Genomic DNA, 17,694 nt, shown 5'->3' with positions numbered 1-17,694 from the left:
TATTAATTAATGATTAGGAGTGATTACGATTAAAAATAAAACAAAAATTGCAACCTTATGGGAAATTTTAAAAATATCAACTCGATTGGGTTTAACCTCGTTCGGTGGTCCAATTGCACATTTAGGCTATTTTCACGATACGTACGTAAAAAAGGAAAAATGGTTGAACGATAAAAGTTATGCTGATTTGGTTGCTTTATGCCAATTTCTACCTGGACCAGCAAGTAGTCAGGTTGGTATGGGAATCGGTATTATTAGAGGCGGTATGTTAGGTGGTATTGTTTCATTCATTGGTTTTACATTACCATCTGTGATAGCACTTATTCTTTTTGTTTACTTTTTGAATGCTTTTTCAATCGCAGAATCAGGAGCTATCCAAGGTTTGAAAATTGTAGCAGTCGCGGTAGTTGCACATGCTATTTTAAATATGGGGAAAAAACTAACACCTACACTCACCCATAAGTTAATTGCATTACTTGCACTTCTTACTACACTTTTATGGCAAACCACTCTATCACAAGTGGTTGTTATCCTATTAGCAGCTTTTGCTGGCCTTTTTTTATTTAGTAATGAAATAGAAGAAGATAGAACATTGATTACTGTTGCCATTTCAAAAAAAGTTGCAGGCATTTGTCTTGTACTATTTATCGGATTGTTAGGTGTCTTACCGTTACTTCGCGAAGTAATTGGAACCAATTGGATTGCAATGTTCGATAGTTTTTATAGATCCGGAGCGCTAGTCTTTGGTGGTGGACATGTTGTATTGCCTTTATTAGAAAGAGAATTTGTACCCAATGGATTTTTAACAGAACAACAATTCTTAACTGGATATGGTGCTGCACAAGCTGTACCTGGTCCGTTGTTCACGTTTGCTGCATATATTGGGGCTATAAAATCAGGTTGGTTAGGAGGCTTGATCGCAACAGTTGCTATTTTCTTGCCATCATTCTTATTAATATTCGGAGCATTGCCTTTCTGGGATCAACTACGCAATCACACTAAAATGAAAGCAGCATTTATAAGTGTTAATGCTGCTGTTGTCGGCATTTTAATTGCTGCATTTTATCAACCAATTTGGAGAACTGCGATTATTACCCCTATTGATTTTGCATTTGCTGCAGTTTTATTCAGTATGTTAGTATATTGGAAATTTCCCGCTTGGTTGATTGTATTAATTGGGGCTTTTGGCGGTTTTCTTTTAAATCAATTTTAAATTATCTTTTTCATTTTAACCAACAAATCCTTTTAATAATTAAATGTATTTTAGCCGAAGTCGGTTGTATTCTAATTTAAAATATTATAGTATGAATACATGAACATATGAATGTATAGGAGAGATAAGTATGGGACATGAGCATAGTCATGGACATGACCACCAACACGGACATCATGCAAATAAAAAAGCATTATTATTAAGTTTTATTCTCATTGCTACTTTCATGGTTGTTGAAGTTATCGGAGGAATACTAACGAATAGCTTAGCATTATTATCTGATGCAGGGCATATGTTAAGCGATGCTGCCGCCTTGGGATTAAGTTTATTCGCATTTAAGTTTGGTGAAAGAGCTGCAACTTCTACTAAAACTTATGGTTATAAACGTTTTGAAATATTAGCAGCATTTATCAATGGCATTACATTACTAGCCATTTCCGTTTATATTTTTTGGGAGGCATATAATCGTTTCTTAGAGCCTCCAAATGTAGATGGAAGCATGATGATAATTGCCATTATTGGTCTTTTGGTTAATATTTTAGTTGCTTGGATTCTAATGCGTGGAGATACAGAAGAGAATTTAAATATGCGTAGTGCGCTGTTACATGTATTTGGAGATTTACTTGGATCAGTTGGAGCTATTATTGCAGGGATACTCATCCTATTATTTAATTGGAATATTGCTGATCCAATTGCAAGTGTAATTGTTGCTAGCTTAATTTTATTTAGTGGTTGGCGCGTAACGAAGGACTCATTCCATGTCTTAATGGAAGGCATACCAAATCAAATTGATATTACGCAAGTAGAAAAATGCCTACTGTCAATCGATGGTGTAGTAGATATGCACGATTTGCACGTTTGGACAATAACATCTAACTTCCCTGCCCTTAGTTGTCATTTAATTGTCGATCAAAACCACAATAGAGATGTGATCTTACAAGTAGCTTCAAAGTTATTATTGGAGAATTTTAAATTAAACCACACAACCATCCAAATTGAAGGAGAAGGTTCCGCGATACAAGATCATGAAGATTGCTGTAATTAGATTGAAATAGGAGTTGTTCGTAGTGGATGAATTAATAAAGAAGGATTATAACGGTCTTGATGAAGAAACTTTATTTATTGTTTCTCAAACATTTAAAGCATTAGCTGATCCAACTCGCATACGCATCTTACATTTACTCTCTAAAAAGGAATGCTCTGTTACCGAGATTTCAGAATGCCTTGAATTAAAGCAATCAAACGTTTCACATCAACTTCGGTTCTTGAAAAATTTACGTTTAGTTAAATATCGACGTGATGGTAAAACAATGTATTATGAACATGACGACGAACATGTCATGAAAACATTACAACAAACTATAGATCATGCTTTACATGAATAAAAGGGAAACAGTTGTTTTCAAACTGCTTCCCTTTTCATTTTCCACATTACAATTGTTTTTTACTTACCTTTTTCCCATCGTAACTAAATACAACGCGTTTATCCTCCAACTCTGTTTCCATATGCACGGATTTTCCCCATAGTTGATAAATATATGGTATCGTTCTTTCAAGATAACGCATATCCAACTCAACACCTTCATAATTATGTTTCAAATAAAGCTCTCCATTACCAGCATAATCACCATTTAAAACCGTAATAAAAGGAAAACCTCCATTGATTCGCATTGAAATTAATTGATCTCGGACGTTTTCCCAATTTTTATCACTAACTTTATAGTCATTCCCTTGTTTTTGGAATAAGTATAAATCTTCTCTCTCAACAAAGTCTTTTGTTAAATAGTTACGTAAGAATGAAATATCTGATTCGATTTCTCTAACTTCAAACATTTTCTCTCGTCCTTTTCCAGGAACCGCTCCCCACTTTTTCATTTCTTCTGTAGGGTTATCAAATCTTTTTTCAATGTCTTCAAACATTTTAACTCCTAAATAATAAGGATTAATTTGGGTTTTAGAAGGTTGAACAACTCCTGCATTCAGACTAGCAAATTCGACAGCTTCGTCACTTGTCAAATCCAAACTTCTTAGAATTCGTTGATGCCAATATGAAGCCCATCCTTCATTCATAATTTTCGTTTCTAATTGCGGCCAGAAATATAGCATTTCTTCTCGCATCATCGTTAAAATGTCCCGTTGCCAATCTTCTAAGTGAGGGCTATATTCTTCAATAAACAAAACGATATCCTTTTCTGGCTTAGGCGGTAACTGCTTTTTTTTCTTTTTAATCGGTTCAGTTCCAATTTTTGATGATTCATCTAATTTCCATAAATCGTCATAAACAGTTTCCCTTTTTACTTCTTCCTCTTCTTCTATCCCATCTAATTTCCAATCGAATTTTGATTTCATCAAAGAAGGATCAATATGTTCTTGAATAGCTAATACTGCATCTAGAAAAATTTCAACTTCATGGACACCGTACTGTTTTTCATAAGTAGCTATTCGTTCTGCTGTTGCTGACATACTTTCTACCATATCACGTTGCGTATTCTGAAAACGAGCATTGTTTTTAAAAAAATCACAATGTGCTAAAACATGTGCAACAATTAGTTTGTTTTGAACAAGGCTATTTGAGTTTAACAAAAATGCATAACAGGGATTTGAGTTAATTACCAGTTCGTATATTTTACTCAATCCCAGATCATATTGTAATTTCATCATATGAAATTGTTTGCCAAAACTCCAATGGGAAAATCGAGAAGGCATGCCATAGGCACCAAATGTATAGATTATTTCGGGGGGGCAAATTTCATAACGCATAGGAAAAAAATCAAGTCCAAAACCTTTCGCAATTTCTGTGATCTCGTCAATCGCGTATTCCAATTGTTTCTGATCTGATTGTTTCATTCATGATCGCTCCCTTTGACTGGATTATCCTCAGTATATGATTCGCGCGCATGAATGATGAAGAGTGTTGGACTTGTTTTTTTAAATGGATTGCAATTAATACTTCTTTATCTACTTTTCACTAATAAATTAACAGCTTGGTTAACATACTCAGCTGTGTCTTCTCCTTCTTCCTCAGCCTTTTTAACACAAGCAACTAAGTTAGAACTTACCACAACTCCCATCGTACGATCCATCGCTGTACGAGCAGCAGACATTTGTGTAATCACATCTTTACAATCATTTCCTTCTTCCATCATTTTTAAAATTCCACGTAACTGTCCTTCTATCCGCTTCACTCTATTTTTCATTTGATCTGTATATTCCATCATATTTCCTCCGTCTCTTTCCGTGATTATATTAAATTCCTTAGTTTATCTTTGCAGTTGCAATTAGCCAGTTTATACCCAATTACTTGATATCCTCTTTGACTCAATAATCGAATACCTAAATTCTTTTCTATTTTATCAGAGGCAATTAAATATATATACTTGGATGGTATTTCATGATGATATCTTTTTAAATATGCTATAGGAATAAAAATCGAATCATTTAACGACTCTTTTGATGAAGTATTATAATCTCGAATATCTAAAGTAATACTAGAGTTTTTACCTTTTGATTCCTTTTCGTCCATACACGGCACACCTTTGACAGGATAATATCGAGCATATAGCATATATCCTATAATCACTAACAGAAATACCACTAGTATCATCAATTATATCACTCCAATTATTAATACTTTATCATACGTAATTTATTTTATACCCTTATAGGTATAAGGTCAATAAAAATGATTTTTCCTCCTATTTTATGTTGCTTTAACTTATCTGTGCGTTACGTTATAAAAGGGGCCCTAAATTAATCTTAGGACCCCAACATTTACATTATTTTAGCTTCACTGCATTCCAATAATGCACAAGCGTTTCTAAACCTTTATCAAAGCTTTCTAGAGGAAAGCTCTCGTTCGGTGAATGTAACCGATCTTCTGGAGTACCAAAGCCTAATAGAACAATTGGCATTTTATAAATGGCATCAATCCATTCTACAACTGGGATAGAACCACCCATTCTTACAAAGACCGTTTCCTTTCCAAACGCTTTTGTATAACTTTCTGCCGCCTTTTTAATAAGATAATGATTAGGATCTACTTTATATGCTTTTGCTGATAATGCTTCGCGCTTCACATGCAATCTCACTCCATCTGGTACATATTTCTCCAAATGTTTAATTAGTAAATCTTGAATTTTTTCAGGTTCTTGGCCCGGAACCAAACGACAAGTAATTTTTGCAGTTGCAGAAGCTGGGATTATTGTTTTTGTTCCCTCACCTTGATAACCACCATATATTCCATTTAATTCTAAAGTTGGACGTGCCATTGTGTGTTCTTTTGCAGTATAGCCTTTTTCAGATATTGTTTTTGTGACACCGGTGGATTGTTGATAATCTTCACCAGGAACATCCGCAATTAACAGTTTCTCTTCTTCTGTCAATGGCTCTACATCATGATAAAAACCATCTACTTGGACTACTTCATCCTGGTCCTTTAAGGATGCTAAAAGATGAGCCATTGCCATAGCAGGGTTCCTTACAGCACCACCATATAATCCAGAGTGAAGATCACTAGATGGACCTTCCAATGTAAATTCAAGTCCTGTGAAACCTTTTAAACCGTATAAAATCGTAGGTTGTCCACTTGCCACCATTCCGGAATCAGAAATAACTGCAAAATCAGCCTGAAACAATTCTTTTTTCTCTTTCAAGATAGCATATAAATTCTCACTACCAATTTCTTCTTCTCCTTCTATACAAACCTTTACATTAATTGGTATAGCACCTTCTGTCTTGATAAATGCTTCAAAGACAGCTAAATGCATAAATACCTGTCCTTTGTCGTCACTCGCTCCACGAGCATATAAACGGCCATCCCGCACTTCCGGCTCAAATGGTTTGCTCTCCCATAACTCTAAAGGCTCAGCGGGTTGCACATCATAATGACCATACAACAAAACAGTTGGAGCATCTTCACCAGCACCAAGCCACTCTCCATATACAAGTGGATGACCTTTTGTTTCTTTTACTTCTACATTATTAAACGAAATACTTTTTAAATAATCAGCCACAAACTGAGCAGCTTTGTTCACATCTTGTTTATGCGAACTTTCCGTACTAACACTAGGAATTGATAAAAATTTATGTAAAACATCTAGTTGTGCTTCCCTATTTTCTTTTAAATATTGTAGGACGTTTTCTGTCATGTTCCATACACTTCCTTTTCATAATAAACGTAAGAAGAGCAGCACAATCATGTACCAGCTCTTCTTTCTTTTATGATTATTTACTCAGCAAATACAATGTGCCATTCATTTTTCTGTTCTAACATACGTGAAGCAATCTGTTTTGCACCTTCCAAACTGTGATTAGCTGCCCAACCGCACTGTACTTCATTACAAGCAGGCACTTCAGTAGCATCTAGTACATCATTTAACGTCTTTTCTAGAGCAACTAAAATAGCATCGTAACTGTCATTATTTAATATCGCTAAATAAAAACCTGTTTGACACCCCATTGGTCCGATATCCAAGACATCATCTATATTATTGCGAATGTTTTCTGCCATCAAATGCTCAATTGAATGCAAGCCTGGCATATCCATATGTTCTTTATTCGGTTGACAAAAACGAACATCATATTTATATACTTTATCCCCACTTTGACCAGTAGTAACACCAACTAAACGTACATAAGGGGCTTTCACTTTTGTGTGATCTAAATTAAAACTTTCTACATTCATTTTTTCGACCATTTCTCCTCAGCTCCTTTAAGCATTTATCTTACTATAGAAATAAGATAACACAAAAAAGGCAATCGTGGAAATAAGCTGTATGTAAAGAGAAAGCGACTGTATATAACAGTCACTTTTCTGATATTAATTAATCTGCTTGATTCGGGAATACACGTTGAATCATTTCACCAAATTGATCAAAAAAACCTTCAATTGGTTCACCATTTTCAACGTCATTTCTATAGCCTGTTGTTAAATTAACAAAATCCGGATTTGTTGAAACATACACATTATCAATATCATCATTTTCAGCTTTCACAGCTTTTGTAACCTGTTTTTTCACTTCGTCACTTACTTCACCATTGTTGTTACCATTTTCTCCATTACCTTCATTCAATTCAGCTGCTACATATGCGTTATTATTAGTCGTTAAAACATAAGCACGATCAACACCATCTACTTCTTTGGCAATACGATCTGCAGCTTTGTCAGCTACTTCATATTCATTATTTCCCTGTTGATTGCCACTCGTGTTATGTCTACTACTAGTGTTATTTTGATTTCCGTTTGTATTATTCTGTCTAACATTATCTGCTGTTAAATCTGTACCACGCTGATACGTACCATCATAGGTAGTTCCATTATTACCATTTGTACCATTGTTCATTTGCCCGTTTTGTACATTTCGATTTCCGAACGGCGCATCTAACGTACTTTCATTACGAACGGGTTCAAGGTTGTTTGTACCACGCTGACCCAGTTCATTATTATCTTGTGCACCACAAGCAACTAACGTTGATACAGTTAATAATGCGATACTTACTTTTTTCCATTCCATACTTAACTCCTCCTTATTTTTTAAGAGTCATGACTAGTATGTGAATGAAGTATTTCTTTATTCATCTATGACGAACAGTAAAACCTTTCATCTTACACTAAATATTTGCACTTAATACTTATTCTCTGCATATGATTTAATAAATGGTAAGAGAACCAAGAATGTGGCATCGTTAATTTAAAGAAGTAAGCCATACTAACAGTAGCCCTTTAGATACTGTTCCAAATACCATGGAATAAACTTGAAAGAGGGGTGACGGATGATGGGAATACCCGATTATGATAAAGCATTATACTTTACGCTTTGGGGCCAGTGGGATGATCTACTAGTGCTAATGGTACGCACCCATGATGATATCTTGTCAAAAAAAATCGAGGCATTTCTACACGCCTTTCATTATAGTCACAATGAGCAGCAAATCATGACCGATCATGATTCCTTATTGCATTATATTGATCATGCGATGGGGTATACACCAATTGCTGAAATAGAGATGCTGTAAAATTAACAAGGGAAGAGTACTCAGGAGAAGTATTCTTCCCTTCTTTATAATTAAATTTTTATCTGGCATGATCTAACATTAGTTGCAGTAAACGTTGTGATTTAAGAGCTTCCACTCCATCTACAATTGGCGTTGTATTGTTTTCAACACACGAAATAAAGTGTTTTATTGCACCTTCAAACCCTCTAATATCACCCACTGTTTGCCATGATCCAGAAGTTCTTTTCTTTGTGAGCTTCTCTTCATTAATTTCTAAATCACGCATATTCCACACACGAATAATCGAACGATCTGATACAAATTCTAATTTCTCCAAATCCAAACCAGCTTGACGGTGCATGGATGTTGTAAATAAACTAGTTTTACTTTCATAAATGTGATTAGCAAATATCATTTCCTTTTGAGCTGTTTGCTTGGCGAAAAAATTTTTAACCAAAAGATCATCATCATCTGCTAACCAACGAACCGTATCCACTACATGTAAGTAATCGTCTAACATGGTCTCATTAAAAGACATGGGGCCTATTCCAAAAGGACGATGCTTTTCAATGTGCACTGCGTCAAAATCCCCTGCCAATTCTTTCGCTTCTTGATAAACTGGGGCAAACCTTCGATTAAAACCAACCATCAGCTTCAAGCCTAGTTTCTCACTTTTTTCTACTAATAGCTCCGCCTCTTCAATGCTTGATGCTAAAGGTTTATCAACATATATATCCTTGCCTTGATCTAATAAATAATCAACTACTTGATAATGTGTCTCTGTTGAACTGTGAACAAAAACAGCATCACATTCCTTACTTAAAGCTTCCATACTCGAAAAAGGTTGTAAACGATAGCTCGTACATATTCTTTTTAACTTTTCCTGATTTGGTGTATACGCACCAATTAAATCCCAATCTTCCTGTTTCGTTAAGATTGGTAAATACGCTTTTTGTGCTATTCCTCCCAGCCCAACTACACCAACACGAACTTTCCTTTTCATTGCATTCACCTTCCTGTAATCAATAGATAAGCACAGTATAGCATGAACTTATGAAGGAATTGCCATTTTTATTTATCTTTTAATTCAAGCAGCCAACTCCATTTATATATTCCTTGATATAAAGAAAGTCCCCATCCAATACGATAAATATTGCTAAAATATACTTACGATTACGCTCCAGCGTCTTTTTACTTACCGTAACGTATTCCATTAATTTTGTAATAGGTATCTTCTTTTTACTTTGAACAAATTGGCGCATTTTTTCATTTTGATACAAAGTTCGTGCAACTTGAATAGCTGATTCACGGGCATCTTTATGTTTTGGTGATATCCGCATTAATTCCGAAAATGATAGGTTATAATAACTTAAATGTGTTGCAAACACAAGAATTTCATTACGACAATTCCATTGATCCACTTTAAATTTATTCATCTCATTAGCAACTTGTATTTCAATTGGTTTATCTACCATTACTTCGTCAAAGTTTTCATCTAATGAGGTCACCCTTAACCTTGCACTTTCTTTCCTGATATAGTCTATTGTTTTTCGTTTAATAATTAATTTAGCGAAACTTAAAAAAGAACTTCCTTTATCCTGTGAATAGCAATTCATTGCTTCGTTAAAAGCAAACAGACCAATACTAAACTCGTCATCACTAGTAGGATTAATATATCTTTTGCACACTTCTGAAACGCATTTCGCAATATACGGCTTATAAGCTTTCAATAGTTTATTCTGTAACTTACGGTCACCTAATTGTACAAGATGAACTTGTTTTTCTAATGTATCAGTTTCCATATCTATTAAGTTTTTCATCTTGATTCAACTCCAGTTTACTTATATCGAATTATTGTTCTCAGTAATTTTCTATCTAATCAAATGATACAAGAGAAATAGGAAGGAAACCATCACAGGAACTTTACAAATTCTTAAAAGTGTATATCAAAAAATAGTGCCATTCACCTATTTTATCATCTAAATGAAAATAATTAGTCATAAATAGAGAACAACACTAAAATTATCCATTTAAAAACCCGCAGACAATTTATCCTTGCTGTCTGCGGGGTTTCTCACTCTTTTTCTATATTTTTATAATAATCAATTGGAACAGCTAATCCGACTTTACCATGTTGCTCATGATTCATAGTAGCAAAAATAACACCTATAACCTTCCCTTGACTATTGATAACTGGACTACCGCTGTTACCACGATATACTGGTGCTTTTAACATAAGTACTTCTTGATCCCAACTTTCCAAATTCGTATAACCGATTATATTCCCTTGATTGGCTATCCCATTAAAGCGGAGCGGGTTACCAATAAAATTAATTTTCTCTTCTACTTCAAAATCTACATCCTCAGCTAATTCTAAGTAAGGTAGGTCTTTTGCTTCTACTTGTAAAACGGCTAAATCGATCGCAGGATAAGATTCAATTACCTCGGCTGCAAACAACCCCTCATCAGGGAATGAAATAGAAATTTGTTCTTCTTCATCAATCACATGATTATTAGTAAGAATCACACCATCAGAGGTAATCGAAAAACCAGTGCCCTTACTATCACCAGCTTCTACTACAACGACTGCCTTTTTATAAGTGCTAATAGATGAATCAGCAGACAACTTTGTTGATGTTATCAAAAATTCAATTGCCGGTATAGAAAATGTTTGGGGAAGTATGGCTATTACATTCAAAAACAATGAACCTGCAATTAGCCAAAATGCCCATTTAGGAAAAGGACGTTTTGTCTTTTTTTCTTCTACATCATCATCTTTCACTTCTTGACGATTTTCATCAAAAATTTCTATTAATTCTTCTTCATCTATGTCTTCATATAAATCCTTGTCAATCATATCGGATTTGTCTTTATCACCATTCAAAAAGTCTCACCCCATTATTAACAAACTCTAGCTTCATTCTAACATTAACAGATTAAACTTAATATGACTGTTGTTTTCGAGTTATTAATAATACTTTCGACATTTATTTCCTGGGAAATAGAATGGTTGAGGGTTACTAGCCACTATCTTTCCAACATTTTGTTTTTGTTATTCCTCTTTTTATTAAATGACCTGTTTCCATTCTTATATCTCCTTTGTAATTATTATTTTCGACATATAATAAAAATAATTCTATCTATTCCTATTCGGTTTTCTTTTCTGAAAATCACGCATATCAATACATATCGTTTAAGTAGTCGATTTAAAACAAACTCTTTATTTTCTTTTTCAACTATCACAAAATCACCCGTTTCATCCAATATTCAATTTAGTCAACCGCCATCTTTCCTCACCATTACATGTTGTTGTAAACCAATAAATTTAAACATTTACCCTCACTCCTTCTTTGTTTATTTATGATAAAAACTGCATTACCAGTTTTGTACCTATTATTAGAAAAATTTTACATAATATAAAAAGCACATACGCCCGAAGACGTATGTGCTTATCACAAATACCTATAAAGTCACGGACTAGTTACGTGACCAAAGTAATACAATTACTTATTCAATAGAATTGATCAAACAATTCAATCAAATCCTAATTTCGCTTTGGAGGTCACGTTTTTTATAAAATTAGTGAAAACTACAACTGAATAAGTTTTATGCATTTTCATTTTAATGACCTCCTCTCATGAATTCAATATACATATTATAAGCTTAACTATTTCTTCAGTCAATGAAAATTGCAAAAATTCACCATAATGAGAATTTAAGACAAAAAACTTGAAACATATAGCCTGTATCAACTATTATATAAGGAGTGTTAAATTAAAGGGGGGCTAAATATGTTATTAGAAGAAATACTTACTTTTAACCAAAAGTTTGTTGAAAGTAAATCCTATCAACAATATGCAACAGACAGTCTGCCAAATAAAAAGGCAGTTATTTTGACATGCATGGATACACGTTTAGTCGAATTATTACCAAAAGCACTAAACTTTAAAAATGGTGATGTCAAAATAGTTAAATCGGCAGGAGCAATCCTTACAGATCCTTATGACAGTGTAATGAAAAGCATCCTAATTGCTATTCACGCATTGCAGGCAAAAGAAGTTTTTGTTGTTGCGCACCATGATTGCGGAATGAATAACCTAGACACAGAGACACTAATAACAAAAATGAAATCAAAAGGAATTACAGAAGATAATTTAGAACAATTACCAGTAAACGCTTCAGAGTGGTTAGAAGGTTTTAGTCATGTAGACGAATCCGTTAAACGTTCTGTTTCCGTTATAGAGAGTCATCCCCTATTACCTGAAGATATTCCTGTTCATGGGTTAGTAATAGATCCTCATACAGGTAAGTTGGATTTAGTTATCAAAGGATACTAAAAGTTAATCAGAAAATAAAAGGTGACATGCATATTATATTTATGCATGTCACCTTTTATTTTTATGTAACAAGCTATTAGCTAAAGTATAGTTATAACTTTGGTAGACGTCGGTCATACATTAAGTAAGCAGTAATGTGCACAATAACATTATACATAGCAAATAAACCTAATAATTCCCCACCTAGACCGAATTTGTTAGTCGTTAGTAACCAGATGGCTATACCTAACAATATTATAAATCGGACAGTTCCTGAAATACCATTTAAAGGTGTCCAAAGACTCCAAATAGCCTTTATTTCTAGTTCTACTTTTTGATAACAAACATAATGATAAGGTCGAATACGAAACATGTTACTTACGGTAACAAGTTCATCTCGTTTTTCAATTGGTTTCTTACAATATGGACATATAATTAATTTCATCACTTTTCTCCCTTCAATCTGTTAATTATAACAATCTTTTTAAACTTATTAAAAATTAAATAACTTCCTGAAATCAATTAACTATCAAAAAACCTTCTTGCACTTAAATTTTAATCACTTTTAAATCGAAATAGAAATAAAACTGCGACATAGCATTCTTTATATAAATTGCAATGCAATAGAATTTTCGCCCCGCTCCTCAAGCGAAATGGGCTCCCTTTCCGCAGGCACGGCTTCAGCTAACTCGGAAACTAAGAACGTTTCCGAGTGGATCTTCAGCCCATGCTGTTCCTGCAGGAGTCTCGCCCATTTCGCTTGATCCGCTAGTTTTGTCATTAAACATTTTATCAATTACAAATAAACACATTAATCATTAGTTTCTTGAAAATGTTTCGACATGATTCTCTCTTATACTTAAAAATAGATCCACTAATCAGCGAAGGAAGCAAATGGTTGAGACTCCTGTGGGAATAGCACGAACCGAAGATCCTCTATAGAAGCGTTCTTTGCTTCTATAGATAGCTGAGGTTGTGCCCACGGAAAGCGAAACTATTTGCTGACGTAGCGAGTAAGACCAGATTGTTACGTCAGTGTCTAAAAAAATTTAATCATAAACAACAATTTTATCAGAAAAAAAACGAATTATCGAACTTATCCTATGAAAAAAATAGCAAACTCGCAACCAATCGTTTGCGAGTTTATATTTACTTACTATTTTGCTGTAGTTTTAATGATAGTAATTACTTCGTCTCTTGCTTGACGACTTTCATACTTGCGCATATTTTTTTCAAAAATCGGGCCTTCTTCTTTTAATTTTTGCAAGGCATTTACTAGCGTGTCTCCCGTTAATTCTTCTTCTTCTAATACATGTGCATAGCCTTGATTCTTAAAGGAATCAGCATTTAATATTTGATCACCACGACTTACTCGACGAGATAATGGTATTAAAAGCATCGGTTTTCGCAATGCTAAAAATTCAAAAATCGCATTGGCGCCAGCTCGTGATAAAACAAAATCAGTAGCAGCAAATAGGTCACTTAATTGTTCGTGGACATATTCAAACTGTTTATACCCTGAAACACTTATAGTGTGATCAACATTATCCTTTCCACAAATGTGAATAATCTCAAATTCTGAGGTTAGTGTCGTTAATTCAGCTCTTACAGTTTGGTTGATTTGCTGCGCTCCCGCACTACCTCCCATAATTAGTAGTGTAGGTTTTATACCTTGTAGTCCAGCATATGCTAATCCCTTTTGTTTGCTTCCCTGCAAAAGCTCTGGTCTCACAACTGCTCCAATCCATTCAGCTTTTTTCTCAGGTAAATGTTGCATCGTTTCAGGAAAGGTTGCAAGAATTTTTTTAGCAAACGGCATTGCCAGTTTGTTCGCCAATCCAGGGGTAATATCTGATTCATGTATCACAGCTGGCACACGTCTCATTCGAGCTGCTATTAAGACCGGTACAGAAACAAATCCACCTTTAGAAAAAATAACTTGTGGCTTTACTTTTCTTAAAATTCGATACGCTTGCTCTATACCTATTAATACTTTAAATGGATCTTTAAAGTTTTCCATAGACATATATCTACGTAACTTTCCTGTTGAAATTGGGTGATATGTAACACCTTCTAATTTCCCAATTAGCTCACGCTCAATTCCCGTTTTCGATCCAATATAATCAACTTTCCAACCTTGTTCTAAAAAGGTAGGAATAATTGCAATGTTCACCATAACATGACCAGCTGTTCCGCCACCAGTAAATACAATAGACTTTTTACTCATTAATAAAATCCTCTCTTTTTTCACAGTGCTCTATACGGATTTTATCATAAAAGGAACGCAAATATGTATGAAACAATTACTATTAGAAAAAAGAACTGATATTTTTATGATTGAAATGATTCTGCCACTCTTACTAATTCACTTTTTGTTATTTTATTGGAAACTTCTTCTTTTTTAACAATACCAGAACGGTAAACTAATTTATACGATATACCTGCTTTACTCCAATGAAGTGTTTTTGCGAAGTTATTATCAATGTAAGAGCCGCTTATTTCTCCTTCCAATTTAATCGGATCCCCGTCAATAAGATTCTTAAATTCTCCCTCAACTGCTTGAAACGTTAAAAGATCATTTTCTTGGGAATAAAAACTAATATCTACAGCCTCTTGATTTGTATCATTAACTACATACTGATCTGAAATAATAAAATCCACTTGAATAGGGACGAATTCCGGTGTTTCAGGATTGAATGAAAGTCCCTCTAAAGCTTTTTCTACTTCCGAATTTTCATAAGCATAATAACCTTCAGGAATCGCTACCTGTTGTTTACAACCAATCAGTGTAAAAAAACTTATCATACACAAGAAAACATATTTTTTCATTAATTTTCGTCCCTCCTTCTATTTTTTCAACAAAAAACATGTTATTTATTAGACGTAGAAATCGTTCGATCCGTTTCAGTTTATATAAAAAAAACAGAACTAATATCCATTTATCGGATAATTGTTCTGTTATAATTAGTTTTGATATTTGCATAAATATCCTGATCAAACGTAATAGGATCTACATAAATAACTTCTGTCTGTTCTTGATTCCCCTGAACATATGATGCTGTTTGTTTTATCTTTTCAGGGAAAAACCCTATTGAAAAAAAGTGTGGCACTAGATAAATAACCTCATAATCAGCTGCCAATAAACGTCTTAATTCAGATTCGAAATTTGGTTTGTTCGAATTCAAATAAGATTCGAAGACAGGTAATTCTAGCAATCTATTTTCTAATTCACGTGCAAAATAAGTAAATGTATTACTTGCTTCTAAATACCTACTACCGTGTGAAACAAGGAGAACTGCTTCTCTTTTTTGTTTACCCTTCAAACGCTTATTTACTATACGCTTTTGAGTATTTAAAATAAGTTGTTCCCTAGCACCTAATGGTTCCCCTAAATGGATAGGTATCTCGGGAAATGTGCGTTGTGCAATTTTCACTTCATTAGGAATATCCTTTATTACATGCACTCCAGGTAATAGAAAAATAGGCACAAGAATAATTTCTGTCGCACCTTGCTCCGAACATTTTGTAACACCTTCAATAATTGATGGCTCTGCTTCTAGAAAAGCAGTGATCTGGATTGGAGCATTGATGTATTGTTCCATCTGTTCCAATTCTAATTGAAATTGTTTATTCGTTTGATCATTTTTACTACCATGGCATATATAAAGAACTGCTCGCATACATAATTCACCTCTAACAACATTCTATCATTTAAACTAATATTTAAACAACATTGCGACAAGTTGAAAACCTGCACCTATCGTCCAAAAAACAACATAATCTCCACGTGTTACAACTCCAGTTTCTACTGCTTCATGTAAAGCAATAAATGGACTACTGGTACCTGTATAACCAAAGCGATCTCCAACATAAATCAATTGTTTCTGATCTAAAGCAAATTTATTTTGAATTTTCAAGATATTAGCTAAAGAGAATTGGGATAAGCAGTAGGCTTTTATGTCATTTGTTGTTAGATTGTTTCTTTCTAATAGTCTATCTAACATTCTATAAGTTGGTGGCATTGCCAAATCGGCATTAAAAGGAAGCCATTTAATATATTTATCTTCTTCACTGTTTATATTCGATAAGCCATTTCCAGGATACATAATTTTATCATGATTAACTGAATCAGTATGGTAGATAGCATCAATAAAACCAGAATCTTCTTTTGTTTTCTCCAACACTACAGCGGCAGCAGCGTCACCATAATTAGCATATGTAATCTCATCTTCTGGATTGCTAATAAGCGAATTATAGTCAGAGCCTACAACAAGTGTTTTATTTATTCGAGCATTTGCTTTCATATAATAAGACGCTTGTTCTACAGCAACTGTCATGCCAGCACAATTAGCATTAGAGTCAAATATTATCGTCTCACTATCTGCCTCAATTGCAGCATGTAAAAACATCGTATTAGTAGGAAAAGTAGTTTCTGGTACTTGCGTTGAAAATACAATCATATCGATATCCTTACCAGTGAGATTTAGCTTTTTTAATAATTTTCGTGCAACAGCGACTCCCATTGTCAATCCATTTTCTTCTGAATTATCAATCACATATCTCTTATCTCTACCCATATGTGTTAAAAATCTCTCTATATCTTTATCTCTCTCAGCAAAATGATTAATGAAATATGCATTATCCAGAATCTTATCCGGATGATAAACATCTACCCCTTTAATTCTAATGTTTTCCACTAACAATACCCACCTTTAAACCAATATCATTTAAATAGTTTTACGCAATCTCGACTACTTCAGAATTTGTTAAACCTGAATTTTTAGCAATTCGTTTCAACTGCATTTTTATTACAGGATTTTTCTTGATTGTGAAAAGAATCTTTTCGAATCCTGATTGGTTGTACATTTTAAATGAATTTTCTAAACTCGGCACCATATCTTTTGTCAGTATATTCATAGTGGTACAATCAACATCTAATGTATATTGATTAGTTGTAATAGCACCTATTTTTGTTTGATAATCTTTCACGAACTGCTCCACATCTGCAGGCTCAAACGAACCACTTACAATCATGTCTACTTTCTTATTTGTTTCATCAACCTTAATACTATACTTTTCCATTACACTTTCCCCCTGTTTTATACCATGTACGCAAAAAAGCCTACAAAAACATTTGTAGGCTCACAATCATTTTAATACGTGCTAAATGAC

At 34.0% G+C, this 17,694-nt stretch carries 20 protein-coding genes; 5 read left to right on the top strand and 15 right to left on the bottom strand.

Annotation, left to right across the window (positions count from 1 at the left end; genetic code table 11):
- Positions 1-28 precede the first annotated feature (28 nt).
- The 3 genes from chrA to D2K62_RS11735 all read left to right on the top strand — a co-directional run bounded on the left by chrA (position 29) and on the right by D2K62_RS11735 (position 2,598).
- Positions 29-1,213, top strand: a complete 1,185-nt coding sequence (chrA, locus tag D2K62_RS11745) for a chromate efflux transporter (protein WP_112182655.1) — start codon at positions 29-31, stop codon at positions 1,211-1,213.
- 124 nt (positions 1,214-1,337) lie between these two features.
- Positions 1,338-2,258, top strand: coding sequence for a cation diffusion facilitator family transporter (locus tag D2K62_RS11740; protein ID WP_232824249.1), 921 nt, complete (start codon positions 1,338-1,340; stop codon positions 2,256-2,258).
- 22 nt (positions 2,259-2,280) lie between these two features.
- Positions 2,281-2,598, top strand: coding sequence for an ArsR/SmtB family transcription factor (locus tag D2K62_RS11735; protein ID WP_269813839.1), 318 nt, complete (start codon positions 2,281-2,283; stop codon positions 2,596-2,598).
- Positions 2,599-2,644: 46 nt separating this feature from the next.
- Here the strand turns inward: D2K62_RS11735 and D2K62_RS11730 are convergent, their stop codons facing one another.
- From D2K62_RS11730 to D2K62_RS11705, 6 genes are all read right to left on the bottom strand, one after another.
- On the bottom strand, positions 2,645-4,060 hold the full coding sequence (locus D2K62_RS11730) for a SpoVR family protein (protein WP_117161523.1): 1,416 nt from the start codon (positions 4,058-4,060) through the stop codon (positions 2,645-2,647).
- A gap of 107 nt (positions 4,061-4,167) precedes the next feature.
- The gene (locus tag D2K62_RS11725; RefSeq protein ID WP_112180048.1) at positions 4,168-4,428 is read right to left on the bottom strand and encodes a metal-sensitive transcriptional regulator; all 261 of its coding nucleotides are present in this window, start codon (positions 4,426-4,428) and stop codon (positions 4,168-4,170) included.
- A gap of 26 nt (positions 4,429-4,454) precedes the next feature.
- Complete coding sequence (locus D2K62_RS11720) at positions 4,455-4,820, bottom strand: sulfurtransferase (protein ID WP_157967366.1); 366 nt, start codon at positions 4,818-4,820, stop codon at positions 4,455-4,457.
- A gap of 169 nt (positions 4,821-4,989) precedes the next feature.
- Positions 4,990-6,360, bottom strand: coding sequence for a dipeptidase (locus D2K62_RS11715; RefSeq protein WP_117149252.1), 1,371 nt, complete (start codon positions 6,358-6,360; stop codon positions 4,990-4,992).
- Positions 6,361-6,440: 80 nt separating this feature from the next.
- Entirely contained in the window at positions 6,441-6,908 is a 468-nt protein-coding gene (locus D2K62_RS11710) for an S-ribosylhomocysteine lyase (RefSeq protein WP_112180045.1), read from the bottom strand.
- 127 nt (positions 6,909-7,035) lie between these two features.
- The gene (locus tag D2K62_RS11705; protein ID WP_112180044.1) at positions 7,036-7,725 is read right to left on the bottom strand and encodes a YhcN/YlaJ family sporulation lipoprotein; all 690 of its coding nucleotides are present in this window, start codon (positions 7,723-7,725) and stop codon (positions 7,036-7,038) included.
- Between the two features lie 262 nt (positions 7,726-7,987).
- Between D2K62_RS11705 and D2K62_RS11700 the strand changes: the two genes are divergently transcribed.
- Complete coding sequence (locus D2K62_RS11700; protein WP_112182653.1) at positions 7,988-8,227, top strand: YhdB family protein; 240 nt, start codon at positions 7,988-7,990, stop codon at positions 8,225-8,227.
- A gap of 58 nt (positions 8,228-8,285) precedes the next feature.
- On the opposite strand, the gene D2K62_RS11695 is transcribed toward D2K62_RS11700, so the two are convergent.
- The 3 genes from D2K62_RS11695 to D2K62_RS11685 form a co-directional block, all read right to left on the bottom strand.
- On the bottom strand, positions 8,286-9,209 hold the full coding sequence (locus D2K62_RS11695) for a Gfo/Idh/MocA family protein (RefSeq protein ID WP_112180043.1): 924 nt from the start codon (positions 9,207-9,209) through the stop codon (positions 8,286-8,288).
- 79 nt (positions 9,210-9,288) lie between these two features.
- A complete protein-coding gene (sigI, locus tag D2K62_RS11690; RefSeq protein WP_112180042.1) occupies positions 9,289-10,026 on the bottom strand; it encodes an RNA polymerase sigma-I factor in 738 nt (245 codons plus the stop codon).
- A gap of 254 nt (positions 10,027-10,280) precedes the next feature.
- On the bottom strand, positions 10,281-11,090 hold the full coding sequence (locus D2K62_RS11685) for a S1C family serine protease (protein WP_232828012.1): 810 nt from the start codon (positions 11,088-11,090) through the stop codon (positions 10,281-10,283).
- A 907-nt stretch (positions 11,091-11,997) separates the two neighbouring features.
- On the opposite strand from D2K62_RS11685, the gene D2K62_RS11680 reads away from it, so the two are divergent.
- On the top strand, positions 11,998-12,543 hold the full coding sequence (locus D2K62_RS11680; RefSeq protein WP_112180041.1) for a beta-class carbonic anhydrase: 546 nt from the start codon (positions 11,998-12,000) through the stop codon (positions 12,541-12,543).
- Between the two features lie 91 nt (positions 12,544-12,634).
- Here the strand turns inward: D2K62_RS11680 and D2K62_RS11675 are convergent, their stop codons facing one another.
- The 6 genes from D2K62_RS11675 to D2K62_RS11650 form a co-directional block, all read right to left on the bottom strand.
- Positions 12,635-12,967: a hypothetical protein gene (locus tag D2K62_RS11675; RefSeq protein WP_112180040.1), complete on the bottom strand. Its 333-nt coding sequence runs from the start codon at positions 12,965-12,967 to the stop codon at positions 12,635-12,637.
- 711 nt (positions 12,968-13,678) lie between these two features.
- The gene (locus D2K62_RS11670) at positions 13,679-14,749 is read right to left on the bottom strand and encodes an undecaprenyldiphospho-muramoylpentapeptide beta-N-acetylglucosaminyltransferase (protein ID WP_112180039.1); all 1,071 of its coding nucleotides are present in this window, start codon (positions 14,747-14,749) and stop codon (positions 13,679-13,681) included.
- Positions 14,750-14,853: 104 nt separating this feature from the next.
- Entirely contained in the window at positions 14,854-15,351 is a 498-nt protein-coding gene (locus D2K62_RS11665) for a hypothetical protein (RefSeq protein WP_112180038.1), read from the bottom strand.
- 110 nt (positions 15,352-15,461) lie between these two features.
- Positions 15,462-16,202, bottom strand: a complete 741-nt coding sequence (locus D2K62_RS11660) for a sirohydrochlorin chelatase (RefSeq protein ID WP_117161522.1) — start codon at positions 16,200-16,202, stop codon at positions 15,462-15,464.
- 36 nt (positions 16,203-16,238) lie between these two features.
- Positions 16,239-17,219 (bottom strand): ketoacyl-ACP synthase III, encoded by a 981-nt coding sequence (locus tag D2K62_RS11655; protein ID WP_117161521.1) that lies wholly within the window; start codon positions 17,217-17,219, stop codon positions 16,239-16,241.
- 40 nt (positions 17,220-17,259) lie between these two features.
- Positions 17,260-17,604 (bottom strand): hypothetical protein, encoded by a 345-nt coding sequence (locus tag D2K62_RS11650; protein ID WP_112180035.1) that lies wholly within the window; start codon positions 17,602-17,604, stop codon positions 17,260-17,262.
- Positions 17,605-17,694 lie beyond the last annotated feature (90 nt).

Origin of the sequence: Paraliobacillus sp. X-1268 (assembly GCF_003426095.1) — a bacterium.
Taxonomy (GTDB): domain Bacteria; phylum Bacillota; class Bacilli; order Bacillales; family Amphibacillaceae; genus Paraliobacillus_A; species Paraliobacillus_A zengyii.
The sequence above is the reverse complement of the archived record's forward strand: the minus strand, read 5'-3'. Positions and strand labels throughout refer to the sequence as shown.

Excerpts from the sequence above, each read along its gene's own strand:
- D2K62_RS11660 (WP_117161522.1), bottom strand. The coding sequence starts at position 16,202 with ATGCGAGCAGTTCTTTATATATGCCATGGTAGTAAAAATGATCAAACG.
- sigI (WP_112180042.1), bottom strand. The coding sequence starts at position 10,026 with ATGAAAAACTTAATAGATATGGAAACTGATACATTAGAAAAACAAGTT.
- D2K62_RS11730 (WP_117161523.1), bottom strand. The coding sequence starts at position 4,060 with ATGAAACAATCAGATCAGAAACAATTGGAATACGCGATTGACGAGATC.
- D2K62_RS11715 (WP_117149252.1), bottom strand. The coding sequence starts at position 6,360 with ATGACAGAAAACGTCCTACAATATTTAAAAGAAAATAGGGAAGCACAA.
- D2K62_RS11695 (WP_112180043.1), bottom strand. The coding sequence starts at position 9,209 with ATGAAAAGGAAAGTTCGTGTTGGTGTAGTTGGGCTGGGAGGAATAGCA.
- D2K62_RS11680 (WP_112180041.1), top strand. The coding sequence starts at position 11,998 with ATGTTATTAGAAGAAATACTTACTTTTAACCAAAAGTTTGTTGAAAGT.
- D2K62_RS11670 (WP_112180039.1), bottom strand. The coding sequence starts at position 14,749 with ATGAGTAAAAAGTCTATTGTATTTACTGGTGGCGGAACAGCTGGTCAT.
- D2K62_RS11710 (WP_112180045.1), bottom strand. The coding sequence starts at position 6,908 with ATGGTCGAAAAAATGAATGTAGAAAGTTTTAATTTAGATCACACAAAA.
- D2K62_RS11675 (WP_112180040.1), bottom strand. The coding sequence starts at position 12,967 with ATGAAATTAATTATATGTCCATATTGTAAGAAACCAATTGAAAAACGA.
- D2K62_RS11725 (WP_112180048.1), bottom strand. The coding sequence starts at position 4,428 with ATGGAATATACAGATCAAATGAAAAATAGAGTGAAGCGGATAGAAGGA.
- D2K62_RS11665 (WP_112180038.1), bottom strand. The coding sequence starts at position 15,351 with ATGAAAAAATATGTTTTCTTGTGTATGATAAGTTTTTTTACACTGATT.
- D2K62_RS11650 (WP_112180035.1), bottom strand. The coding sequence starts at position 17,604 with ATGGAAAAGTATAGTATTAAGGTTGATGAAACAAATAAGAAAGTAGAC.
- D2K62_RS11705 (WP_112180044.1), bottom strand. The coding sequence starts at position 7,725 with ATGGAATGGAAAAAAGTAAGTATCGCATTATTAACTGTATCAACGTTA.
- D2K62_RS11700 (WP_112182653.1), top strand. The coding sequence starts at position 7,988 with ATGGGAATACCCGATTATGATAAAGCATTATACTTTACGCTTTGGGGC.